This window comes from Aeromonas sp. 3P (assembly GCF_051919745.1).
Classification (GTDB): domain Bacteria; phylum Pseudomonadota; class Gammaproteobacteria; order Enterobacterales; family Aeromonadaceae; genus Aeromonas; species Aeromonas veronii.
In genome coordinates this window covers 2,082,501-2,104,563 of the sequence record NZ_JBQBED010000001.1, presented here as the reverse complement: position 1 = coordinate 2,104,563, position 22,063 = coordinate 2,082,501, and the positions used below count along the sequence as shown (strand labels likewise).

Here is a 22,063-nt window from a genome sequence, read left to right as displayed (position 1 = left end):
AGGGCATAAAAGGGGCAGATAAACATCTCCTGGCGACCCTTTTTCCCATAAAACACTGAAAGTGCAAACGTTTCGAGAAAATCAAGTGGAAAACGTTTAACGCCGCGCCAAATAAGGCTTTGCTGTTTCAAAAAATCCACCACAGGTCACATTTTTTGTGTAGAATACGCGCCCATAACAGAGCGCCGCACCAAGCGGGCATTTCCTAAAACGCTTTTGCCGGATGTCGGGGCGAGAGTGGTTTGCGAAATCCCCCACTTCCATTTATTTGGGGACTCTCTGTGTTGAGCCTCGCCTCCCATGGAACGGTCCCCGTTATGTTGAGGACGATAGTGTGATGGAACAAGCTCGACCCATTCGCCGTGCACTGCTGAGTGTGTCTGACAAAACTGGCATTCTGGAATTTGCCAAGGCACTCAACGAGCGTGGTGTTGCCCTGCTCTCCACGGGCGGTACCGCCAAGCTGCTTGGCGAGGCGGGTCTGCCGGTGACCGAGGTCTCCGACTACACGGGTTTCCCTGAAATGATGGATGGCCGGGTCAAGACCCTGCATCCCAAGGTTCATGGCGGCATCCTTGGTCGTCGGGATCAGGATGATGCCATCATGGCTCAGCACGCTATCTCCCCCATCGACATGGTCGTCGTCAACCTTTACCCTTTCGCCGCCACCGTGGCCAAAGCGGGCTGCACCCTGGCGGATGCGGTCGAGAACATCGACATCGGCGGCCCGACCATGGTGCGTTCTGCCGCCAAAAACCATAAAGATGTCGCTATCGTCGTCAAAGCTGCCGACTATGATCGGGTTATTCGCGAAATGGATGCCAACGGCAACAGCCTGAAACTGGCGACCCGTTTCGATCTGGCCATCGCGGCATTCGAGCACACCGCCGCCTACGATGGCATGATCGCCAACTACTTCGGCACCATGGTTCCTTCCTACGGTGACAACAAGGAGGGTGACGAGGAGTCCCGCTTCCCGCGCACCTTCAATAGCCAGTTCATCAAGAAGCAGGACATGCGCTACGGCGAGAACAGCCATCAGGCTGCCGCTTTCTATGCCGAGGAGCATGCCGCGCCGGGTTCCGTCTCCAGCGCTATCCAGCTGCAGGGCAAGGCGCTCTCCTACAACAACATCGCCGATACCGATGCTGCGCTGGAGTGTGTGAAGGAGTTCGACGAGCCGGCCTGCGTCATCGTCAAGCATGCCAACCCCTGCGGCGTGGCCATCGGTAACGACCTGCTGAGTGCCTACGATCGCGCTTACCAGACCGACCCCACCTCTGCCTTCGGCGGCATCATCGCCTTCAACCGTGAGCTGGATGGCGCCACTGCGGCAGCCATCGTGGCCCGCCAGTTTGTTGAGGTGATCATCGCCCCGAGCGTCAGCCAGGAGGCCCGCGATGCGGTCGCCGCCAAGCAGAACGTGCGTCTGCTCGAATGCGGTCAGTGGACGGCTCCGGCGCAAGGGTTTGACCTCAAGCGCGTCAACGGCGGCCTGCTGGTACAGGAGCGGGATCTCGGCATGGTGACGCTGGGTGACCTGACCGTGGTCAGCAAGCGCCAGCCGACCGAGGCCGAGCTGCAGGATCTGCTGTTTTGCTGGAAAGTGGCCAAGTTCGTCAAATCCAATGCCATCGTCTACGCCAAAGATGGCCAGACCATCGGCGTCGGTGCCGGCCAGATGAGCCGTGTTTATTCGGCCAAAATCGCCGGTATCAAGGCGGCGGACGAAGGGCTGACCGTGGCGGGCTCCGTGATGGCCTCCGATGCCTTCTTCCCGTTCCGCGACGGTATCGATGCTGCCGCGCAGGCCGGTATCTCCTGCGTGATCCAGCCGGGTGGCTCGATGCGCGATCAGGAGGTGATCGATGCCGCCGACGAACACGGTATGTGTATGGTCTTCACCAACATGCGCCATTTCCGTCATTGATGGGTCAGGGGCTGCCGATGGCGGCCCTTTTGTTGTCTCTTTTCAACTGACTATTTCCACTGACTGACGGCCCGGGTGGCCGTCCAGTGACCACAAATAGAAGCGAGCGATACGATGAAAGTACTGATCATTGGCAACGGTGGCCGCGAACACGCTCTGGCCTGGAAGGCCAAACACTCCCCACTGGTACGTCACGTTTTTGTGGCGCCGGGCAATGCGGGCACCCAGCTTGAGCCGGGTGTCGAGAACGTCGCCATCGAGGCGACCGATATCGAAGGGCTGCTGGCCTTTGCCAAAGAGAAGCAGGTCGGCCTCACCATCGTCGGGCCGGAAGCGCCGCTGGTGAAAGGGGTGGTGGATGCCTTCCGCGCTGCCGGTCAGCCCATCTTTGGCCCGACCGCTGCCGCTGCCCAGCTGGAAGGCTCCAAGGCTTTCACCAAGGATTTCCTGGCCCGTCACGCCATTCCGACCGCCGAGTACCAGAACTTCACCGAAGTGGAGCCAGCACTCGCCTACTTGCGTGAGAAGGGCGCCCCCATCGTCATCAAGGCCGATGGTCTGGCGGCAGGCAAGGGGGTGATTGTCGCCATGACCTTGCAAGAAGCGGAAGACGCGGTGCGCGACATGCTCTCCGGCAATGCCTTTGGCGAAGCGGGCTCCCGGGTGGTGATTGAGGAGTTTCTGGAGGGTGAAGAGGCGAGCTTCATCGTCATGGTCGATGGCGAGCACGTGCTGCCGATGGCCACCAGTCAGGATCACAAGCGGGTTGGCGACGGTGATACCGGCCTCAACACCGGCGGCATGGGGGCATACTCCCCGGCGCCTGTGGTGACCGCCGAGGTACATCGACGCGTGATGGAGCAGGTGATCATGCCGACCGTGCGCGGCATGGCGGCCGAAGGCAACGTCTACACCGGTTTCCTCTACGCCGGTCTGATGATCGACGGCGCAGGCAATCCCAAGGTGATCGAGTTCAACTGCCGCTTTGGTGATCCCGAGACCCAGCCCATCATGCTGCGGATGCAATCCGATCTGGTGGAGCTCTGTCTGGCCGCTTGCGCAGGCAAGCTGGATCAGAAAGAGGCCATTTATGATCCCCGCGCCGCTATCGGCGTGGTGTTGGCGGCGGGAGGCTATCCTGGCGATTACAGCACCAACCACCCCATCAGCGGCTTGCCGGTGGATGAAGTGGCGGGTGAGAAGGTGTTCCATGCCGGTACCCGCCTGGAGGGCGATACCAGCCTGACCGCTGGCGGCCGCGTGTTGTGCGCAACCGCCCTCGGCCATACTGTGGCAGAAGCCCAGCAGCGTGCCTATCAGCTCGCTGGCCGCATCAAGTGGGATGGCGTCTTCTACCGCAAGGATATAGGCTGGCGCGCCATTGCTCGCGAACAGGAGTAACTGACGCAAGCCATTGGCCAGCTGATTCAGACCCCGCTACGGCGGGGTTTTTTGTCCCTGTTTACCGCTTTCAACCATCCTCATGCTGCGCGTCACCGCCGTTCAGTCAGTTACCAAGCGCAAACAAGCGCGGCATATCTGTCACTATTTGCCACAAAAAACAGCATTTTTCACAAACGTTTCACCATGAGTCATGGCATCATGCTGGTGATGAATTCTTGTTTGGATTCATAAGTACCCCTAACAATTCGAGCATGTCGTTATATAAGGAAATCCCATGTTGAAAACCGTCCGCCCCCTGCTGCTGCCCCTGATGGTAACCGTTCACCGGGACGGTGTTGACAGCACCAACTCCTCCGGGAACGGGTAGTCGGTTTTCTCGATGCAGGACCTGACAACTGCCCTCAGCCACTCCTGCGGGCAGCGGCCCAATCGCTTGGCCGTCTCCACCAACGATAGGATACGCTGCCTGAACTGCTCGCCTCGATGCGACCAGACGCCATAGCTTCCCTTGCGCCACAGCACATAGCCACGCAGCGCCCGCTCCGCTTCATTGTTGGTCAGCGCTATCTCGTCGTTTTCCATAAAACGCCATAGCATCTCATCGTCCTTGAGCAGTAACTGGCAGCGCCCACGGTAGCGCTTGGAACACAGTACACTGCCCCGCTCCAGCTGCCTTCGCCAGCTTTGCCGACATCGCTGCAACCTTCGCTGGTACTGCTCCCGGCTTAAGCAGCCTTGTTCATAGCCATGCCGGGTTCTGAACACCGTGTCAGCCAGCAGTACCAGCCGGGCTCCGATAGGCTGGTTGACGGCGTCGCTACTCTCGGCAATCGCCGCCACGTTGCGCAGCACATGCGCCCAGCACAGTTGGCGCTGGGCGCTGTCGATGAAGCGGTATCCCGCATACTGGTCGGTCACCAGCACCCCATCAAGCTCACTGCCCAGCAACCGCTTCGCTGCCTCCTGACCGCGGCCAAACGCCGTCATGAAGCAGACCGCGACCTTGCTCAGGGCCAGCCACATCCAGCGTCGCTCACCGCCCCGCTGGTGCCGGGTTTCATCGGCATGGATGATGGCGGCAGACTGCACTTGCTGTTTGATGGCTTGGTGGGTCGGGGTGAGCATGGCGCTGACCCGGCCTTGCGCTTCACTGATGGCGCCTCGGCTAAAGCTCAAACCGAAGTGCTGCTTGAGCTGCTGCTGTATCTTGCTGATGCTCTGGTGGAACTGACCACTCTGCAAAGCGATATAGCTCAGCAGATTAGCCCCCATCTGGCTGTGGCTCACCGTATCGGGCAGGGCTGCTTCACTGGTGGTGACGCACCCACGGCAGGTGCCCCGATACAGCTGATGCTCTGTCACCACATAGCTGACCTCGGGCAGGTCAAACACCTGATGAACCCGGTAGGGCTTGTCATGGGACACCACCTGCTCACCACAGCAGGCGCACTGCCGGGCAGGATAGTGTGGTATTGCCGTCAGTCGGTCGTCCTCAGGATGACGTTCACGCCGCTGCCCCTTGTGGCCAGGCTGGGCACCACGAGCCTTGCCGGAAGCGGGGCGCTTGCGCGCAGGCGGGGTCCCCGAGCCATCAGTGGAGGGGGGCTTGGAGGAGTTATTGCTGTTTTGGTTGAGGCGGTCTTCAAGCTCGGCGATGCGCGCCATCAGCTTGTAAATCAGCTCGTTGGCTTGCTCGAGGGTCAGCGGCAGGCCGGGTGGTGGCGTAATGGGTTTGCTCATGACGTGATGGTGCCAAGCTGGCGGGATCAGGCAAGGGGCAACAGTGGATCAAGGGATGATCGTCTCACTTTTTCCTGTCAATGCCATCTGGGTGAACAGTTACCCCTGATGTTTGGCCTGATGACCCTGCCTGCCGTGGCGGGTGATCTGGAACAGCCGATGAAGAAGATTGGCTTCAACTACAAGCAGGCCGTCAAGGCTGATGATGCAGCCACCATGGAGAAGCACATCAACGAGATGAAGGCCCAGCTTGATGTGGCCAAGCAGAAGAACATGCCGGCCGCCAAGAAAGAGAAATTCCTTGAAGGGATGAACGAGGTACAGGCCGAGCTGGACGCCAGCCTGGCCGCACTCAAGGCGGGTGATGAGGCCAAGGCGCGCGAACATCTGGCCAAGGTCAACGACCTGAAGAAGGAGTACCACAAATATGCCAAGCAAAAAGGGTGAGCCCTTTCGCTGGGATCCGCTGGTTCGCCTGACCCACTGGGGCTTGGCGGCGGTCTGCATCGGCAACCTCTGGGTTAACGAAGCGGGGGAGGAGTGGCACGAGTGGCTGGGTTACGGCGCCATTGGGCTGGTCTCCTTGCGTCTGCTCTGGGGGCTCACTTTTGCCCGTGGCTACGCCCGCCTTGGTGCCCTCATTCCTAGCGGTGAGGACTTTCGCCAGCAGGCGCGCGAGATGCGTGAGCGGCAGCCTCCGGCACCGGGTCATCACGGCAGCGGCAAGCTGGCTGTGTGGGCGCTCTGGCTGGTCGTGCTGGCGACAGCAGGCAGCGGCTGGTTTCAAAATACCGAGGCGGGATTTGAACTGGGGGCTGACGAGTGGCATGAGTGGTGCGTGGTGGCGCTGCAGGGGCTGATTGGTCTGCACCTGCTGGCCATCGTCTTCACCTCCTGGCGTCAGCGCAGCAATCTGGTTACCCGGATGCTACCCGCCGAGCGTCGCTCATCCATCCAGAGCGGCAGCAACGAGCAAATCTGAGGCTCAGCATTAGGCTCCTTGTCTCTGAGTGAGGCGCCTGATCCGGACCCTGCCCAGACCCGCCCATGGCGGGTCTTTTCTATGGCCTCCTCGAGCTTATCACGGGACATTGCTCGATCCGCAGATGCAAAAAGGCCGCTCATCATGAGCGGCCTTTTTCAATTTGGTGGCCCCTGGGGGACTTGAACCCACGACCAATCGATTATGAGTCGACTGCTCTGACCAACTGAGCTAAGGGGCCAAATTGTGCGTTTAGCGGCGTGGATTATAGGGGAAGAGGAAAGGGCAGTCTATAGGCATATCAACCACTTGGCGACTAATTGTCCAGGTCGATAGAGGGGGAAGAGCCGGTCGCAAGGGTAAATGCCAGACAAAACAAAGCCCCGCATGGCGGGGCTTTGGCAGAGCAGTTTGACACAGGGTCAGGACTATTCGTCCAGGAAGCTGCGCAGCACTTCCGAGCGGCTCGGGTGGCGCAGTTTGCGCAGTGCCTTGGCTTCGATCTGACGAATACGCTCACGGGTAACGTCGAACTGTTTGCCCACTTCCTCTAGGGTGTGGTCAGTGTTCATGTCGATACCGAAACGCATCCGCAGTACCTTGGCTTCACGGGCGGTCAGGCCAGCCAGCACTTCGCGGGTGGCGTTGCGCAGGCTTTCGCTGGTCGCCGCATCCGCTGGCAGAGCCAGGGTGGTATCTTCGATAAAGTCGCCCAAGTGGGAATCTTCATCATCACCGATGGGCGTCTCCATGGAGATAGGCTCTTTGGCGATTTTCAGTACCTTGCGGATCTTGTCTTCCGGCATGCCCATGCGCATGGCCAGCTCTTCCGGGTTCGGTTCGCGCCCCATCTCCTGCAGCATCTGACGGGAGATACGGTTGAGCTTGTTGATGGTCTCGATCATGTGTACCGGGATACGGATGGTACGGGCCTGATCCGCGATGGAGCGGGTAATGGCCTGACGGATCCACCAGGTAGCATAGGTCGAGAACTTGTAGCCACGACGGTATTCAAACTTGTCTACCGCCTTCATCAGACCGATGTTGCCCTCCTGGATCAGATCCAGGAACTGTAGACCGCGGTTGGTGTACTTCTTGGCGATAGAGATAACCAGACGCAAGTTGGCCTCAACCATCTCTTTCTTCGCACGGCGGGCTTTGGCCTCACCGATGCTCATGCGACGGTTGATATCCTTGATCTGGGCAATCGACAGACCGGTCTCTTCTTCAATCTGCTGCAGCTTGCCGATGGCGCGCTGGATATCCTCGTCCATTTCAACCAGACGAGGAGACCAGGCTTTGCCAGCCTGCTTCTGGTATTCGAACCAGGCAGTTTCACACTCGTTGTTGGTGAAGGCCGCGACGAAGGTTTTCTTCGGCATCTTGGCCTGCTCAACGCAGAGCTTCATGATGATGCGTTCCTGCACGCGGACGCGCTCCATCATTTCACGCATGTTGTTGACCAAGCGATCGAACTGCTTGGGCATCAGGCGGAATTGACGGAATACATCGGCCAGCTGGGCGATGGCGGCCTGGGTATCTTCGTGCGCGCGACCATTCTTCTGAATGGAGAGGCGGGTCACTTCATACTGGGCACGCAGTTCACCAAACTTCTCGCGAGCGACTTCCGGATCCGGACCACCGTCACCGTCGTCGTCAGAGCTGTCGCCATCTTCGTCTTCGTCTTCTTCGTCTTCTTCATCTTCGTCGGCCAGATCGTCTTCGCCGAGCTCGGAACCGATATGCGTGGCGGTAGGCGCCATATCTTCAGTTTCGTTCGGGTCAATAAAGCCAGAGATGATGTCAGAGAGACGCAGCTGCTCGGCTTCGTACTTGTCGTACTGTTCGAGCAGGTAAGTAATTGCTTCAGGGTACTCGGCTACGGAGCTTTGTACCTGGTTGATACCGTCTTCGATCCGCTTGGCGATGTCGATTTCGCCTTCACGGGTCAGCAGTTCGACGGTACCCATTTCCCGCATGTACATGCGGACGGGATCGGTCGTGCGACCAATCTCAGATTCAACAGATGCCAGAGCCTGGGCCGCTGCTTCGGCAGCGTCCTCATCGGCGGTACCACCTTCAGCCATGATAAGGTCATCGGCATCCGGAGCGTTTTCAACCACTTGAATGCCCATATCGTTGATCATCTGAATGATGTCTTCGATCTGGTCTGAATCGACAATGTCTTGCGGGAGGTGATCGTTCACCTCGGCATAGGTCAGGTAGCCCTGTTCTTTACCTTTGGCAACGAGGAGTTTAAGCTGAGACTGCGGGGTTTGCTCCATAGAACTCATCCGGTTGGTGTTGCTAGGTTGCGCGTACAGTGCGCTGCTGCGCAAATAGCCAATTCTAATAGAAAACCGCCAGACATGCTATGTCTGGTTGCGGCGTCGGTCATGAGAAACCCCTGCCCGCAGTATTGTCGGGGCCAGGCGGTTATAAAATTTTTGCTTTTCATCCCGTCGATTCGGGCAACGTTATCCATATTGGGACTAATCACTCAAATATCAAGCCCCACTCTCATTTCTTTTCTCAATTTGCACCTCTCTTATCAGCATCATCAGCTCTTGGGTTTCTTCGGAGCTTAGTCCTTCCTGAGCCACTTTGGCCTGCAATTCTTCGATCCGCTGTTTCAGAAACTGGTTGATGAAGCCGACGAAGGTGTCCTGCAATTCTCCCAGAATATCCGGCTCTTGATCGAGTTTGATCTCCTCGAACAGGTCGTGCATGGCCAGCTGAGCAAGGATCTCTCCCTCCTTGGTACCACGCCAGTGTTCCAGCAGGATACCGGTTGTGATACCGGGCTGTGCCAGGATTTGCTGGTGCAGTTGCAGCAGGAACTTGATGCCCTGTACGCGTAGCCCGGCCAATTCCGGCATGGGGGGAAGCTCAGCCGTTACTGCCGGATATTGCACCATCAGTGCCAGCGCACGCCGCAGTGGCGTCAGCTTGGCTGCCTTGGGTTTGTTGACCTCGGCCTTGGGCTGACTGTTGCGGGCAAAGAGCTCGGCGATGCGCTGCTTGTTCTCGCCCCAACGCATCATGCTGGAGAGACGAGTGATCAGCCCTTCGCGGGTAAACCCTTCCGGAACGCGACGAATAAGCTCGGCGGCCTTGTTGGCCACTTCGAACTTGCCTGCCTCACCGGAGAGGGCCGCATCCCGGCCGAGACGCTCGAACATGAAGTCGGCGAACGGTTGGGCTTGATCGAGCAGGGCTTCAAAGCCCTCCTTGCCGATCTGGCGTACCAGCGAGTCGGGATCCTCGCCATCGGGCAGAAACACGAACTTCAGCTCGCGGCCATCCTGCAGATGAGGGAGGGCATTATCCAGCGCGCGCCAGGCGGCTTCACGACCGGCGTTGTCACCGTCGTAGCAGCAGACTACCTCGGCAGTGGTGCGAAACAGGGTGTGGATATGGTCGCTGGTCGTTGCAGTACCCAGCGCCGCCACCGCATAGTCGATGTCGTACTGACCGAGTGCCACCACATCCATGTAGCCTTCCACCACCAGGATCCGGCGTGGATCCTTGTGTGCCTGCTTCACCTCGTAGAGACCGAACAGCTCCCTCCCTTTATGGAAGATGGGGGTCTCCGGCGAGTTCAGATACTTGGGTGTGCCATCACCGAGCACCCGGCCACCGAAGCCGATGACCCGGCCACGCTTGTCGCGGATCGGGAACATGATGCGATCGCGGAAACGATCATAACTCCCCGGGCCATTGTCACGGGTGATCAGCATGCCCCCCGAGATAAGCAACTGTTCGTGATCCCGGCTGGCGCCGAAGCGACGACGCACTTGATCCCAATCGCTAGGTGCATAGCCAATATTGAAGCGCTTGACCACTTCACCGGTCAGACCGCGCCCTTTGAGGTACTCCACCGCATGGGGAGCACTCTTGAGGTTGCTTTCGTAGAAGCGGGCGATCTGGTTCATCAGCTCGAACAGATCCTTGCTGACGGCGGGCTGGCTATTGGCCGAACCACCGATGCTCTGCTCGCGAGGCACCTGCATGCCTTGCATGCTGGCGAGCTCTTCGATGGCATCGGGAAATTCGAGCCCGTCGTACTCCATGACAAAGCCGATGGCGTTGCCGTGGGCGCCACAACCGAAACAGTGGTAGAACTGCTTCTCCTGGCTAACGGTAAAAGAGGGGCTTTTTTCGTTATGAAAAGGGCAGCAAGCCTGGTAGTTCTTACCGGCTTTTTTCAGCCGCACTCGCGAGTCGATCAGCTCGACTATGTCTGTGCGTACGAGCAGATCGTCGATAAAGGATTGGGGGATCCTGCCTGCCATAACCGTCCTGTTTCATTGCGGAGAAAATAAAAAAGCCGCGCATTCCAAGGGAAGCACGGCTTCTTCGACCAAACAAGAGAGTTGCCTGTTACGCCAAGCGGGTTTTCACCTGAGCACTGACGGCGCCGACATCGGCACGCCCCTGAATTTTCGGCTTCAAGACAGCCATGACCTTGCCCATATCAGCCATGACGGCAGCACCACTTTCAGTGATGGCTTGCTCGATCAGGGCAGCAATTTCATCTGCGGTCAGCTGTTGCGGCAGGAATTCCTGCAACACAACGATCTCGGCGGACTCTTTGTCGGCGAGATCCTGGCGACCGGCAGCTTCAAATTGGCTGATGGAATCGCGGCGCTGTTTGACCATTTTGGTCACGACAGCGAGGATATCCTCATCATTCAGCTCGATACGGGTATCGACTTCACGTTGCTTGATTTCTGCCATCAACAAGCGGATCGCTCCCAGACGTGCCTTATCTTTGGCAAGCATGGCAAGTTTTTGCTGATCCTTGAGTTGATCCTTCAGAGACACGGCAATATCTCCCGATTAGTACAGGCGGATACGACGTGCGTTTTCGCGAGACAGCTTCTTGGCGTGACGCTTGACAGCAGACGCTTTGGCGCGCTTACGAATGGTAGTCGGCTTCTCGTAGAACTCACGGCTACGAACTTCGGACAGGATACCGGCTTTTTCGCAAGAACGCTTGAAACGACGCAGAGCAACGTCAAACGGCTCATTTTCACGGACTTTGATTACTGGCATGTGCCTTTCACCTCAGTGATAAATTGTTAGCTGATCTTCAATCGATCAGCATGTCTTAAAATGGTGCGAAATTATACTCTGGACAGGGAATGAAAGTAAACCCGCAGAGATCGCTCTGGTTTAAAAAACCCGCGAAGGTTACCATAGCCGTCTCATTTTAGCAGTGAAATTTTTTAGCAATGCGTGTATTGGGCATAGAGACATCCTGTGACGAAACCGGGATCGCGATCTTCGACGATCAAAAAGGGATCCTTTCCCATCAGTTATACAGCCAGGTCAAGCTGCATGCGGACTACGGTGGCGTCGTCCCCGAACTCGCCAGCCGGGATCATGTTCGCAAGACGATCCCGTTGATCCAGGCCGCATTGCAAGAGGCGGGACTGGGCAAAGATGACATCGACGGCATCGCGTATACCGCGGGTCCGGGTCTGGTTGGCGCCATTCTGGTAGGCGCCACTATTGGTCGTTCGCTGGCGATGGCATGGAACAAGCCTGCTATCGCTGTCCACCATATGGAAGGGCACCTGCTGGCTCCCATGCTGGAAGAGAAAGCCCCCGAGTTCCCCTTCGTGGCGCTGCTGGTCTCCGGTGGTCACTCCATGCTGGTGCGGGTTGATGGCATCGGCAGCTATAAGCTGCTGGGGGAATCCATCGATGATGCCGCTGGCGAAGCGTTCGACAAGACCGCCAAGCTGATGGGGCTGGACTATCCGGGTGGTCCGCTGCTCTCCCGTCTGGCCGAGAAGGGCACCACCGGGCGCTTCCACTTCCCCCGTCCCATGACTGACCGTCCCGGGCTCGACATGAGCTTCTCCGGCCTCAAGACCTTCACCGCCAACACCATTGCCGCCAATGGTGATGATGAGCAGACCCGTGCCGATATCGCTCGGGCGTTTGAAGATGCGGTGGTTGATACCCTGGCCATCAAGTGCCGTCGTGCCTTGAAAGAGACAGGTCTCACGCGTCTGGTGGTTGCTGGCGGCGTCAGTGCCAACCGTCATCTGCGCGCCCAACTGGCCGAGCTGATGGAGAGCCTCAAGGGCGAGGTGTTCTATCCGCGCACTGAATATTGCACCGATAACGGCGCCATGATCGCTTACGCCGGTATGCAGCGCCTTAAAGCAGGCGTGTTTGAGCCGCTGGTTGTTAAAGCCGTGCCGCGCTGGCCGCTGGATACCCTGGATCCGGTCTGATCCGAAGGATCCCGCCTTCTGGCGTGGTGGTGAGTACCATGGTGGCCTACTACTCCGGCAATCCGGCAGCGGTGGTTATAGCGCCGCTGGCACGCTGTGGTGGTGTCTGCTGTCGCCGTGGTTGAGCCATCCGGATAATACGTCAGGTCTCTCGCTGCCAGACAGCCAAGCCAAGTACAGAGTAAAGAGATAAAAAAATCCCCGCCAACTGGCGGGGATTTTTGTTTGGCTATCGGCAGGCGACAGGATTACAGCAGGATGCCGCCGAAGAAGAAGCCCAGCGCCACGGCGATGGCGATGGTGGCGGTGCCCGGTACGAAGAAGGGGTGGTTGAAGACCGCCTTACCGATACGGGTGGAGCCGGTGTCGTCCATCTCTACCGCAGCCAGCAGGGTCGGGTAGGTCGGCAGTACGAACAGGGCGCTCACGGCTGCGAAAGAGGCAATCGCAGTCAGCGGGCTGACACCCAGTGCCAGTGCGGCAGGCATCAACGCTTTGGTGGTGGCGCCTTGTGAATAGAGCAGCATGGCAGCGAAGAACAGCACCACGGCCAGCAGCCAAGAGTACTGGTTCAGCAGGTCGCCAGCGATCAGCTGGATGGTGTCCATGTTGCCTTTTACGAAGACGTTACCCAGCCAGGCGACACCCAGTACGCAGATACAGGCGGACATACCGGACTTGAAGGTCGGCATGTTGGTCACTTGGGTGGCGTCCAGTTTGCACACCAGGGTCATGATGGTGGCCGCGGCCAGCATGATGCCCATGATGGCGCCGTCACGGGGGATCGGCGGGTTGGTGATCAGACCCACTTTACCGGAGATAGCAGTGGCATAGGCCATGACCGCTACGATGGCTGCGATAAAGATCCACACGGAGAGTTTGGCGTACGGCTTGATCTCGAGCTTGGTAGTACCACGCAGTTTGATCAGGCCCTTGGCTTTACGCTCCAGATAGACTTCGTCTTGCTCCAGCGGCTTGCCCATCATGTTGGCAATGAAGGCACCCAGGATACAGGCCAGGAAGGTAGAGGGGATACAGATGGCCAGCAGGGTCAGGTAGTCAACACCAAACGGCTCGAGCATGCCGGAGAAGGCAACCACAGCGGCAGAGATCGGGGAAGCTGTGATGGCGATCTGGGAGGCGACAACCGCGATGGAGAGCGGACGGGATGGGCGGATCCCTTGCTCTTTGGCCACTTCAGCGATCACTGGCAGGGTGGAGAAGGCGGTATGACCGGTACCGGCCAGCATGGTCATCAGGTAGGTGACCACCGGGGCGGCGAAGGTGATGTATTTGGGGTTCTTGCGCAGCGCTTTTTCTGCCAGGAAGACCAGGTAGTCCATCCCGCCAGCCAGTTGCATACAGGCGATGGCACAGATGACGGATGCGATGATCATGATCACATCCCAAGGGATGTAGCTGACCAGTTGATCGCTCGGGATGGGCATGCCCAGACCCCACGTCAATACCAGTACCCCCAGACCACCGGCAAAGCCGATGCCGATGCTGCCTATCCGGGCCCCCAGATAGATAGCGGCGAGCACGACAAGTAACTCGATTCCAATCATAGCGATAACTCCATTTTTTAGTTTTTGGTTTTTATTTGGCAAAAAGCCAATTCCCGATCGGGCTGGGGATAAAGACCAATCGGGAACTGACTTTATGGGCCGGGAAGATCCCGGCCCACACTCGCTTATACGGCAGCTTCGCGAGTGAAACGCTTAGCTTTGTATTGCGGGTTCATCAGGTTCTCGATGGAGAGAATTTCGTCCAGCTGCTCGGCACTCAGCAGACCGCGCTCAAGAACGACTTCGCGGACGTTCTTGCCGGTCTGGGCACAGATCTTGCCGACGATATCCCCTTCGTGGTGACCGATGAAAGGGTTCAGGTAGGTCACGATACCGATGGAGTTCAGCACGTGATTCATGCAGATTTCCGGGTTGGCGGTGATACCTTCCACGCACTTCTCGCGCAGGGAAATACAGGCTTTTTCCATCAGGCTCAGGGATTCGAACATCGCCTGACCAATCACCGGCTCCATGACGTTCAGCTGCAGCTGACCGGCTTCGGCGGCGAAGGTGATGGTGATGTCGTTACCGAATACCTTGAAGCAGGATTGGTTGACCACTTCCGGGATAACCGGGTTGACCTTGGCCGGCATGATGGAGGAACCCGCCTGCATTTCCGGCAGGTTGATCTCTTTCAGTGCAGTGCGCGGGCCGGAGGAGAGCAGACGCAGGTCATTACAGATCTTGGACAGCTTCATGGCCAGACGCTTGATGGCGCCGTGCAGCATGACGTAGGCGCCACAGTCGGAGGTCGCTTCGATCAGATCTTCTGCCGGCACATAGGCACGACCGGTGATCTCGGCCAGACGCTTGATGGCCAGTGCAGAGTACTCGGGCGGAGTGTTTAGACCGGTACCGATGGCGGTCGCGCCCAGGTTCACTTCCAGCAGCAGCTCCTGGCAACGCTTGATGGACTTGATCTCTTCACGCAGGGTCACGGCGAACGCGTGGAACTCCTGACCCAGGGTCATCGGAACTGCATCTTGCAGCTGGGTACGGCCCATCTTCAGGATGTTTTTGAACTCTTTCGCTTTGGCATCGAATGCCGCGATCAGGTGCTCCAGCGCGTGCAGAGTCACGTCGGTGCTGTTCACAACAGCAACGCGGAAACCGGTGGGGTAGGCATCGTTGGTGGACTGGCACTTGTTGACGTGGTCGTTCGGGTTGATGACGTCGTAACGGCCTTTCTCCAGACCCATGATTTCCAGGGCGATGTTAGCCAGTACTTCGTTGGTGTTCATGTTGACGGAGGTGCCGGCACCACCCTGGTAAACGTCGACCGGGAACTGGTCGAAGCATTTGCCGGTGTTCAGCATCAGGTCGCAGGCTTCTACGATCTTGTCAGCAATTTCAGGACGGATGGTACCCAATTCACCGTTTGCCAGCGCAGCGGCCTTCTTGGTCAGCACCATACCGCGGACGAATTCCGGAACGTCAGAAATCTTCTGAGAGCTGATCTTGAAGTTCTCGACAGCGCGCAGGGTGTGCACACCGTAGTAGAGATCATTGGAAACTTCTTTGGTGCCCAGCAGGTCTTCTTCAATGCGGACGTTCTTGATGTCGCTCATTGTAATGCCTCAGAAATCAGATAAATGGAAAAATCCTCACCGAGTGGTCGCGAGTTCCTTGCGCACAGCTCATCCTGAAGCACCACACATCGAGTGGGGCGGTTGGGAGAATGACCTCCCGAAAAACTAATCAATATACTACTCCAATTGAGGTATCGGTTATTAGAGGTGGATCACTAAATTTGCGACATTTTCAAATTACTTTGAGGAAAGTACACATATGTTATGAAGTTTTTATCATGATGATTTTTATAAATTTTTGTGACTTTTTGCTGGTTTTTTAGATTGCTGATGACGTAGGGGTCAGTTGGCCAACTTGAAAAGAGGGGGGTTGCCCCCATTTATTCAGGGCAGAAAGTGGTGATGACGGGGCGGCAAAATCGCCTTTGACCATCGTTGGATAGGCGCCACTTTTTCTCAATTTACCGGTGCTGGAGTGGATATGGGCAAGTTGTTTTTGTTGTTGGTGGGTCTGGTTGTGCTGGAGCTCACCGTGATGATCGAGGTCGGCTCGGTAATCGGGGCGCTGCCGACTGTCGGCTTGCTCATCCTGACTGCGGTATTGGGCTCCTCGCTGGTGCGCAGTGAAGGGATCAAAACCCTGTTCAGCGCCCAGCAAAAGATGCAGATGGGCGAGATGCCGGGCCGCGAGGTGATGGGGGGCATGATGCTGGCGTTGGCCGGCTTGCTGCTGATTATCCCGGGTTTCGTGACCGACATTTTCGGTGTGCTGTTGCTGCAACCCTGGCTGCGCAACAAACTGGCTGACAAGCTGATCGGCAGCAGCCAGTTCCGGATGCAGATGGGCGGTTTCCAGCCGACTCAATCGCCGTTTGGCAACGCACCGTCCGATGATCATCTGGGGAACGCCAAGCAGGGCGGCACCACCATCGAAGGCGAATTTGAGCGCAAAGAGTGAGCGCAAAGAGTAATCGACGAGACGAAAACCCGAGGTGAGTGACTGAATCAGGGTTTGCCCTGATGGCACAAGGTCTCGAAGCGGTGTCGGGCATACCACCATGCGAGGGTGCCCGCCGCCAGATTGGCCAGCAAGATCCCCAGATATATCCCCTGTTCTCCCCCCAGCTTTGCCCCCAGCCAGGCTCCTGGCAATAGAAAACCAAACAGCCGCAATCCGTTGAACAAGAAAGAAATACTGGATGCCCGCACGCCATTGAGTGCCGATGCCAGCAGCATCACCATGCCCTGAAAGCCGTAACCGATCGGCACCAGATGCAGATAGAGAATGATGAGGCGAATGACCTGCGGATGATCGCTGAACAGGTTGGCGATGAGTGGCGCCAGTAGCCAGGTCAGGCCATAGATGGCGAGCTGGAACAGCAACGCAAACCCCATGCAGCTTTGTAGTGCAGCCTTGGCGCGGGCAGGATTGCCAGCGCCGCAGTTTTGCGAGATGAAAGGAGCCAGTACGGAGGCGAGGGCCATCATCACAATCAGCAGCAGTGCCTCGACCCGCGACGCGGCGCCGTAAGCCGCCACCACTTCAGTACCAAGACCGGCGAAAATCGTCATCAGCACTGCGTTGGCCAGCGGGTTGAGCATATTGGTAAAAGAGGCGGGGACGGCGACATGGAGCAAGGCCCGCCAGTGGGTCAGCAACCGAGCCCGCGGCGAGAGGCGCCACAGCAGCAAGCCTTCCCGATGACGCAGGATATAGAGGCTGACCAGCATCGCCATCAACCAGGAGAGAGAGGTGGCGATGGCGGCCCCACGGATCCCCCATTCGGGAAAGGGGCCGATGCCGAAGATCAACAGAGGATCCAGCACCCCGTTGACCAACCCAGCTACTGCCATCACCAGACTGGGGGTTTTGGTATCGCCGGTCGCCCGTATGGCGGCATTGCCCACCATGGGCAGCACCAGCATGGGGACGGTGAGATACCAGATCAGCATGTAGTCATGGATGAGAGAGATAAGCTCGGCACTGGCCCCCAACAGGGTAAACAGGGGTTTGATGGTGAGAGCGCCCCCCGCGGAGAGCAGGGCTACCATGATCACCGCCAGAAACAGACTGTCGGTGGCGAGATGGGCCGCCTCATCGTGTTTGCCCTGCCCCAGGGTATGACCGATCACCGCTGACAATCCGGCGCCCAATCCCATCGCCAGCGAGGTAACCACAAAAGTGACAGGAAAGGTAAAACTGATGGCGGCCAGAGCTTCGGTGCCCAGCATACCGATAAAAAAGGTATCGACCAGATTGAAGGCCAGAATGGCGATAATGCCGAAGATCATGGGGCCCGTCATCTGGCGCAGTACGACCGGAATAGGGGCTGTCAGCATGGGGTTGGTGCGGGTCAAGGGCTCGTCTCTACAGCTGGCTTTGAAGGTTCTGGCATGGAAACCGGGCGGCTTGAACCGACCTTGCTCCAGAGTGCGGACATGGCTGAACCATCGAAGATGTTTATAGTACGTGAAAAAATTTTTTTTGTATTTGCCCTTGAAGGGTTAGCAACTCTGCCCCACATCAGTGACATATCTAATTTGGCCTGGAACGGCCATTCCTCAAAGCAACAATGAGACTCATTTTGGGAGAGTTATCGATGAAAATTCGTCCACTGCACGACCGCGTCATCATCAAGCGCATCGAAGCTGAAGCCAAATCTGCCGGCGGTATCGTCTTGACTGGTACTGCGGCCCAGAAGTCCACCCGTGGTGAAGTGCTTGCCGTGGGGACTGGTCGCATCCTGGATAATGGCGAAGTCAAAGCGCTGGCCGTGAAGGTTGGTGACAAGGTTATCTTCAACGAAGGCTACGGTGTTAAGACCGAGAAGCTGGATGGTCAGGACGTCCTGATCCTCTCCGAAACCGACATCCTGGCGATTGTCGAAGAGTAATCCATCCTCCTTTTCCCCGAATTGATTTAAGGATTGAAGAAAAATGGCAGCTAAAGACGTTAAGTTTGGTAACGAAGCCCGCATCAAGATGCTGGAAGGCGTAAACATCCTGGCTGATGCCGTCAAGGTGACTCTGGGCCCGAAAGGCCGCAACGTGGTGCTGGACAAGTCCTTCGGCGCCCCGACCATTACTAAAGATGGTGTGTCTGTTGCGCGCGAAATCGAGCTGGAAGACAAGTTCCAGAACATGGGCGCCCAGATGGTCAAGGAAGTGGCTTCCAAGGCGAACGATGCCGCCGGTGACGGTACCACTACTGCAACCGTTCTGGCTCAGGCCATCGTCAACGAAGGTCTGAAAGCCGTTGCCGCCGGTATGAACCCGATGGATCTGAAGCGCGGTATCGACAAAGCCGTTGTGGCTGCTGTTGCCGAGCTGCAAGCGCTGTCCCAGCCGTGCGCTGACAGCAATGCCATCGCTCAGGTGGGCACCATCTCCGCCAACTCCGACGAGAAAGTGGGCAAGCTGATTGCTGAAGCCATGGACAAAGTGGGTCGCGATGGCGTCATCACAGTTGAAGATGGTCAGGGTCTGGAAGATGAGCTGGCAGTTGTTGAAGGTATGCAGTTCGACCGCGGCTACCTGTCCCCCTACTTCATCAACAAGCAAGAGACCGGTTCCGTTGAACTGGACGACCCGTTCATCCTGCTGGTTGACAAGAAAGTCTCCAACATCCGCGAAATGCTGCCGGTGCTGGAAGGCGTTGCCAAAGCTGGCAAGCCGCTGCTGATTGTTGCTGAAGACGTAGAAGGCGAAGCCCTGGCGACTCTGGTGGTCAACACCATGCGCGGTATCGTGAAAGTGGCTGCCGTCAAGGCGCCTGGCTTCGGTGACCGTCGCAAAGCCATGCTGCAGGATATCGCCGTACTGACTGGCGGTACCGTCATCTCTGAAGAAGTTGGCATGGAGCTGGAAAAAGCGACTCTGGAAGATCTGGGTCGTGCCAAGCGCATCGTCATCACCAAAGAGAATACCACCATCATCGATGGCGTGGGTGATGCCGGTGTGATCGAAGGCCGTGTTGCCCAGATCCGTCAGCAGATCGAAGAGACCTCTTCCGACTACGATCGTGAGAAGCTGCAAGAGCGCGTAGCCAAGCTGGCTGGCGGTGTTGCCGTGATCAAGGTTGGCGCAGCCACCGAAGTCGAGATGAAAGAGAAAAAAGCCCGCGTGGAAGATGCCCTGCACGCTACCCGCGCCGCGGTTGAAGAAGGTGTGGTTGCCGGTGGTGGTGTCGCGCTGGTTCGCGTTGCAGCCAAACTGGCTGGTCTGCGCGGTGACAACGAAGACCAGAATGTCGGTATCAAGGTTGCCCTGCGCGCCATGGAAGCCCCGCTGCGTCAAATCGTCATCAACGCCGGTGAGGAAGCCTCCGTCATTGCCAACGCAGTGAAGAACGGCGAAGGCAACTTCGGTTACAACGCTTACAGCGAACAGTATGGCGACATGCTGGCCATGGGTATCCTGGATCCGACCAAGGTAACCCGTTCCGCCCTGCAGTTTGCCTCTTCCATCGCCGGTCTGATGATTACCACCGAGTGCATGGTCACCGAACTGCCGAAGAAAGATACCCCTGCGATGCCTGATATGGGCGGCATGGGTGGCATGGGCATGATGTAATCATCCCCCTTGTTCTGTTTGACAAACGGCTCGCTCAAGGCGAGCCGTTTTTTTATATCTGGCTAAACTGAGTCTGTTGAGACAGCAAATCTGGGGGCGATATGAAAATGTTTGGTTGGCTGACACTACTGTGTTCATTAGTCATCATGCCGGTGATGGCTGCTGAGGCGCTGACTGGGCCGGTGATCCTGAAAGTCGGTGGTAACATCAGGTCGGCAGACGAAGTTGATGGCAAGGTGTTGTTTGATCTGGCCAAACTGCAGGCTCTGCCGCAACATGAGATCGTGACCGGCAACCCGTGGGTGGATAAGCCGCACACCTACAGAGGCCCAAAACTGGCCGATGTATTGGCTGCAGTCGGTGCGGATGGCAAGACCATTACGTTGACGGCACTGAACAGTTTCCAGATCCGCATTGAATGGGACAAGGTTGCCAAATACGAGCCCATTCTTGCATGGGAAGACAATGGGGCTGTCATGCGGGTGCGTGACAAGGGGCCGGTCTGGTTTATGCTGCCTCTTGATCAATATCCGGAATTGAAGCGATCCGAATATACCGACATGATGATCTGGCAGCTGGATTTGATAGACATTCAGCACTGATAAAAACCGCACGGGAGCATGGGGTGAAAGGAAAGACCAGGGCGTGGCCACTGCTCGTCATTCTGTATGTATCCATCCTGTCGTTTACCGGGAGCACCCTCTATTGCCTGATGCAGATCCAGAATGCGACCAGAGCGATGGAGAAATACACCTATGATGTCTCCTGGGCGCTGATGCAGTTGCAGCTGGAGCTCGGGCGTTTCCTCAATGCGGTAGAGGTCTATCACTATGGCGGGATTGATCATGACACTTTGATGTTGCGTTATGACATTCTCTGGAGCAGAACGCCCATCCTGTTGAGCGGCCAGTTGCGCAAGAGCATGCAGGACAAGCAGAAAACCTTGCGTCTGGTGCAGCTGATTGAAACCAATATTCGCCAAATAGAGCCCGACATCACCAAGTTGCAAAGCGGGGCATCTGACTATCAGCAGATCATGATGCGCCTTGCCCCGCTGCAAGAGCCGCTCTCCTACTCCCTCGCTTCTGTGATGCAGAAGAACATTAACGTCTATTCCGAGAACGATCGTCATTTTGGGCAGTTGCGCAATGCCTTGTTGCTGATGGTCTCCGGTTTGGTCATGTCAGTGCTGCTGCTCAGCATGCTGCTTATATATGAAGGGCGTCGTCATTTCAGAGCGGCCAGACGGGATCCGCTGACCGGGTTGTCCAATCGGGTTGCCTTGCTGGAGCGGATGGAGCTGTACGCCACACAGGAAGTGCCGTTTGGACTGGTGCTGGTCGATATCAACGACTTCAGGGATATCAACAGCAAGTTTGGCTATGACACTGGTGATTATCTGCTTTGTGAGTTTGCCACCCGGATCCGAGTGCTCTGCGAAGAGGGAGAGTGGAGCGGACGTCTTGGGGGGGATCAATTTGCCATTATCCAGCGTGGCAGCAGCGATCTGCGTCAGGTCAGGGGGCTGGTAGCACGACTGCTGCATGCGCTGAAGCAAGATATTGTCTATGACAACTATCCCTTCCGGCTTGAAGTCGGGATCGGGATTGCCTTCTATCCGATGGACAGCGACAAGACTCAGGAGCTGTTGAGTCGTGCGGAACAAGCCCTGTTCCATAGTCGCAAGACCCATGTCCCCTATGTGATTTACGATAACTCCCTGCTCAACGAGACGGCGCGGCGCAAACATCTGGCGTCGGACATGATCATGGCGCTGGAACACAATGCGTTGGAACTCTATTACCAACCCATCGTCAATCTCGAGAGTGGCCGCTGCGAAGCTGTCGAGGCTCTGCTGCGCTGGCGGCATCCTGAGCTCGGTTTCATTCCGCCAAACGAAGTGATTATGGTGGCTGAGGAGTTCCAGCTTGCCGAACGGGTTGGCAGCTGGGTGCTGAACACCGCTTGTGAGCAGCTCTATCAGTGGCACCAGCTTGGTATGGTTGATCTGCAAATGTGTGTGAATATCTCGCCAGGCATGTACCAGCGCAATTTGCTCAAACTGGTGGCCAAGGCATTGATGGAGC

General features: G+C 57.2%; 18 protein-coding genes and 1 tRNA gene (1 of these 19 running past the window's edge). 10 read left to right on the top strand and 9 right to left on the bottom strand.

Annotation, left to right across the window (positions count from 1 at the left end; genetic code table 11):
- Positions 1–337 precede the first annotated feature (337 nt).
- Both purH and purD read left to right on the top strand, forming a co-directional pair.
- The gene (gene purH / locus ACTG19_RS09505) at positions 338–1,930 is read left to right on the top strand and encodes a bifunctional phosphoribosylaminoimidazolecarboxamide formyltransferase/IMP cyclohydrolase (protein WP_113740133.1); all 1,593 of its coding nucleotides are present in this window, start codon (positions 338–340) and stop codon (positions 1,928–1,930) included.
- Positions 1,931–2,044: 114 nt separating this feature from the next.
- Positions 2,045–3,331, top strand: coding sequence for a phosphoribosylamine--glycine ligase (gene purD, locus ACTG19_RS09500; protein WP_005341242.1), 1,287 nt, complete (start codon positions 2,045–2,047; stop codon positions 3,329–3,331).
- Positions 3,332–3,655: 324 nt separating this feature from the next.
- Here the strand turns inward: purD and ACTG19_RS09495 are convergent, their stop codons facing one another.
- Complete coding sequence (locus ACTG19_RS09495; RefSeq protein WP_004576012.1) at positions 3,656–5,074, bottom strand: IS66-like element ISAs21 family transposase; 1,419 nt, start codon at positions 5,072–5,074, stop codon at positions 3,656–3,658.
- A 108-nt stretch (positions 5,075–5,182) separates the two neighbouring features.
- Here ACTG19_RS09495 and ACTG19_RS09490 point away from each other — a divergent pair, with 108 nt between their 5' ends.
- Together ACTG19_RS09490 and ACTG19_RS09485 are read left to right on the top strand one after the other, a co-directional pair.
- The gene (locus tag ACTG19_RS09490) at positions 5,183–5,521 is read left to right on the top strand and encodes a cytochrome b562 (RefSeq protein ID WP_439989023.1); all 339 of its coding nucleotides are present in this window, start codon (positions 5,183–5,185) and stop codon (positions 5,519–5,521) included.
- The gene (locus ACTG19_RS09485) at positions 5,502–6,056 is read left to right on the top strand and encodes a cytochrome b/b6 domain-containing protein (RefSeq protein ID WP_058059721.1); all 555 of its coding nucleotides are present in this window, start codon (positions 5,502–5,504) and stop codon (positions 6,054–6,056) included. The genes ACTG19_RS09490 and ACTG19_RS09485 overlap by 20 nt, the downstream gene beginning before the upstream one ends.
- A gap of 164 nt (positions 6,057–6,220) precedes the next feature.
- On the opposite strand, the gene ACTG19_RS09480 is transcribed toward ACTG19_RS09485, so the two are convergent.
- The 5 genes from ACTG19_RS09480 to rpsU form a co-directional block, all read right to left on the bottom strand.
- Positions 6,221–6,297, bottom strand: a tRNA-Ile gene (locus ACTG19_RS09480).
- 187 nt (positions 6,298–6,484) lie between these two features.
- Positions 6,485–8,380 carry an RNA polymerase sigma factor RpoD gene (gene rpoD, locus ACTG19_RS09475; protein ID WP_263718854.1) on the bottom strand — a complete coding sequence of 632 codons (1,896 nt, stop codon included), beginning with the start codon at positions 8,378–8,380 and terminating at the stop codon, positions 6,485–6,487.
- Positions 8,381–8,563: 183 nt separating this feature from the next.
- On the bottom strand, positions 8,564–10,351 hold the full coding sequence (gene dnaG, locus ACTG19_RS09470) for a DNA primase (protein ID WP_113740135.1): 1,788 nt from the start codon (positions 10,349–10,351) through the stop codon (positions 8,564–8,566).
- Positions 10,352–10,439: 88 nt separating this feature from the next.
- Positions 10,440–10,883: a GatB/YqeY domain-containing protein gene (locus ACTG19_RS09465; RefSeq protein WP_005349081.1), complete on the bottom strand. Its 444-nt coding sequence runs from the start codon at positions 10,881–10,883 to the stop codon at positions 10,440–10,442.
- A 15-nt stretch (positions 10,884–10,898) separates the two neighbouring features.
- Positions 10,899–11,114 (bottom strand): 30S ribosomal protein S21, encoded by a 216-nt coding sequence (gene rpsU, locus ACTG19_RS09460; RefSeq protein WP_005309452.1) that lies wholly within the window; start codon positions 11,112–11,114, stop codon positions 10,899–10,901.
- A 179-nt stretch (positions 11,115–11,293) separates the two neighbouring features.
- Between rpsU and tsaD the strand changes: the two genes are divergently transcribed.
- Entirely contained in the window at positions 11,294–12,307 is a 1,014-nt protein-coding gene (gene tsaD / locus ACTG19_RS09455; protein ID WP_113740136.1) for a tRNA (adenosine(37)-N6)-threonylcarbamoyltransferase complex transferase subunit TsaD, read from the top strand.
- Positions 12,308–12,555: 248 nt separating this feature from the next.
- Here the strand turns inward: tsaD and ACTG19_RS09450 are convergent, their stop codons facing one another.
- Together ACTG19_RS09450 and aspA are read right to left on the bottom strand one after the other, a co-directional pair.
- Complete coding sequence (locus tag ACTG19_RS09450; protein ID WP_021229055.1) at positions 12,556–13,875, bottom strand: anaerobic C4-dicarboxylate transporter; 1,320 nt, start codon at positions 13,873–13,875, stop codon at positions 12,556–12,558.
- Between the two features lie 125 nt (positions 13,876–14,000).
- Positions 14,001–15,443 (bottom strand): aspartate ammonia-lyase, encoded by a 1,443-nt coding sequence (gene aspA, locus ACTG19_RS09445; RefSeq protein ID WP_005340569.1) that lies wholly within the window; start codon positions 15,441–15,443, stop codon positions 14,001–14,003.
- 442 nt (positions 15,444–15,885) lie between these two features.
- Here aspA and ACTG19_RS09440 point away from each other — a divergent pair, with 442 nt between their 5' ends.
- On the top strand, positions 15,886–16,362 hold the full coding sequence (locus tag ACTG19_RS09440; protein WP_005358147.1) for an FxsA family protein: 477 nt from the start codon (positions 15,886–15,888) through the stop codon (positions 16,360–16,362).
- Between the two features lie 47 nt (positions 16,363–16,409).
- On the opposite strand, the gene ACTG19_RS09435 is transcribed toward ACTG19_RS09440, so the two are convergent.
- On the bottom strand, positions 16,410–17,744 hold the full coding sequence (locus tag ACTG19_RS09435; RefSeq protein WP_234923198.1) for an MATE family efflux transporter: 1,335 nt from the start codon (positions 17,742–17,744) through the stop codon (positions 16,410–16,412).
- A gap of 260 nt (positions 17,745–18,004) precedes the next feature.
- Here ACTG19_RS09435 and ACTG19_RS09430 point away from each other — a divergent pair, with 260 nt between their 5' ends.
- The 4 genes from ACTG19_RS09430 to ACTG19_RS09415 form a co-directional block, all read left to right on the top strand.
- Complete coding sequence (locus tag ACTG19_RS09430; RefSeq protein ID WP_005340573.1) at positions 18,005–18,298, top strand: co-chaperone GroES; 294 nt, start codon at positions 18,005–18,007, stop codon at positions 18,296–18,298.
- A gap of 43 nt (positions 18,299–18,341) precedes the next feature.
- Positions 18,342–19,976 (top strand): chaperonin GroEL, encoded by a 1,635-nt coding sequence (groL, locus tag ACTG19_RS09425; RefSeq protein ID WP_005340575.1) that lies wholly within the window; start codon positions 18,342–18,344, stop codon positions 19,974–19,976.
- Positions 19,977–20,077: 101 nt separating this feature from the next.
- Positions 20,078–20,578, top strand: a complete 501-nt coding sequence (locus ACTG19_RS09420) for a molybdopterin-binding oxidoreductase (protein ID WP_005349099.1) — start codon at positions 20,078–20,080, stop codon at positions 20,576–20,578.
- 23 nt (positions 20,579–20,601) lie between these two features.
- Positions 20,602–22,063: the 5' portion of a putative bifunctional diguanylate cyclase/phosphodiesterase gene (locus ACTG19_RS09415; RefSeq protein WP_439989022.1), read on the top strand. Its footprint extends 470 nt past the window's final position; the window shows 1,462 of its 1,932 coding nt (coding positions 1–1,462); its start codon is at positions 20,602–20,604; the stop codon falls past the right edge of the window.

What these genes read in the sequence shown, in the direction of transcription:
- ACTG19_RS09490 (WP_439989023.1), top strand. Translation starts at nt 5,183, where the DNA reads ATGTTTGGCCTGATGACCCTGCCTGCCGTGGCGGGTGATCTGGAACAG.
- purD (WP_005341242.1), top strand. Translation starts at nt 2,045, where the DNA reads ATGAAAGTACTGATCATTGGCAACGGTGGCCGCGAACACGCTCTGGCC.
- tsaD (WP_113740136.1), top strand. Translation starts at nt 11,294, where the DNA reads ATGCGTGTATTGGGCATAGAGACATCCTGTGACGAAACCGGGATCGCG.
- ACTG19_RS09450 (WP_021229055.1), bottom strand. Translation starts at nt 13,875, where the DNA reads ATGATTGGAATCGAGTTACTTGTCGTGCTCGCCGCTATCTATCTGGGG.
- purH (WP_113740133.1), top strand. Translation starts at nt 338, where the DNA reads ATGGAACAAGCTCGACCCATTCGCCGTGCACTGCTGAGTGTGTCTGAC.
- ACTG19_RS09420 (WP_005349099.1), top strand. Translation starts at nt 20,078, where the DNA reads ATGAAAATGTTTGGTTGGCTGACACTACTGTGTTCATTAGTCATCATG.
- rpsU (WP_005309452.1), bottom strand. Translation starts at nt 11,114, where the DNA reads ATGCCAGTAATCAAAGTCCGTGAAAATGAGCCGTTTGACGTTGCTCTG.
- aspA (WP_005340569.1), bottom strand. Translation starts at nt 15,443, where the DNA reads ATGAGCGACATCAAGAACGTCCGCATTGAAGAAGACCTGCTGGGCACC.
- dnaG (WP_113740135.1), bottom strand. Translation starts at nt 10,351, where the DNA reads ATGGCAGGCAGGATCCCCCAATCCTTTATCGACGATCTGCTCGTACGC.
- ACTG19_RS09440 (WP_005358147.1), top strand. Translation starts at nt 15,886, where the DNA reads ATGGGCAAGTTGTTTTTGTTGTTGGTGGGTCTGGTTGTGCTGGAGCTC.
- ACTG19_RS09485 (WP_058059721.1), top strand. Translation starts at nt 5,502, where the DNA reads ATGCCAAGCAAAAAGGGTGAGCCCTTTCGCTGGGATCCGCTGGTTCGC.
- ACTG19_RS09430 (WP_005340573.1), top strand. Translation starts at nt 18,005, where the DNA reads ATGAAAATTCGTCCACTGCACGACCGCGTCATCATCAAGCGCATCGAA.
- ACTG19_RS09435 (WP_234923198.1), bottom strand. Translation starts at nt 17,744, where the DNA reads ATGCTGACAGCCCCTATTCCGGTCGTACTGCGCCAGATGACGGGCCCC.
- ACTG19_RS09495 (WP_004576012.1), bottom strand. Translation starts at nt 5,074, where the DNA reads ATGAGCAAACCCATTACGCCACCACCCGGCCTGCCGCTGACCCTCGAG.
- groL (WP_005340575.1), top strand. Translation starts at nt 18,342, where the DNA reads ATGGCAGCTAAAGACGTTAAGTTTGGTAACGAAGCCCGCATCAAGATG.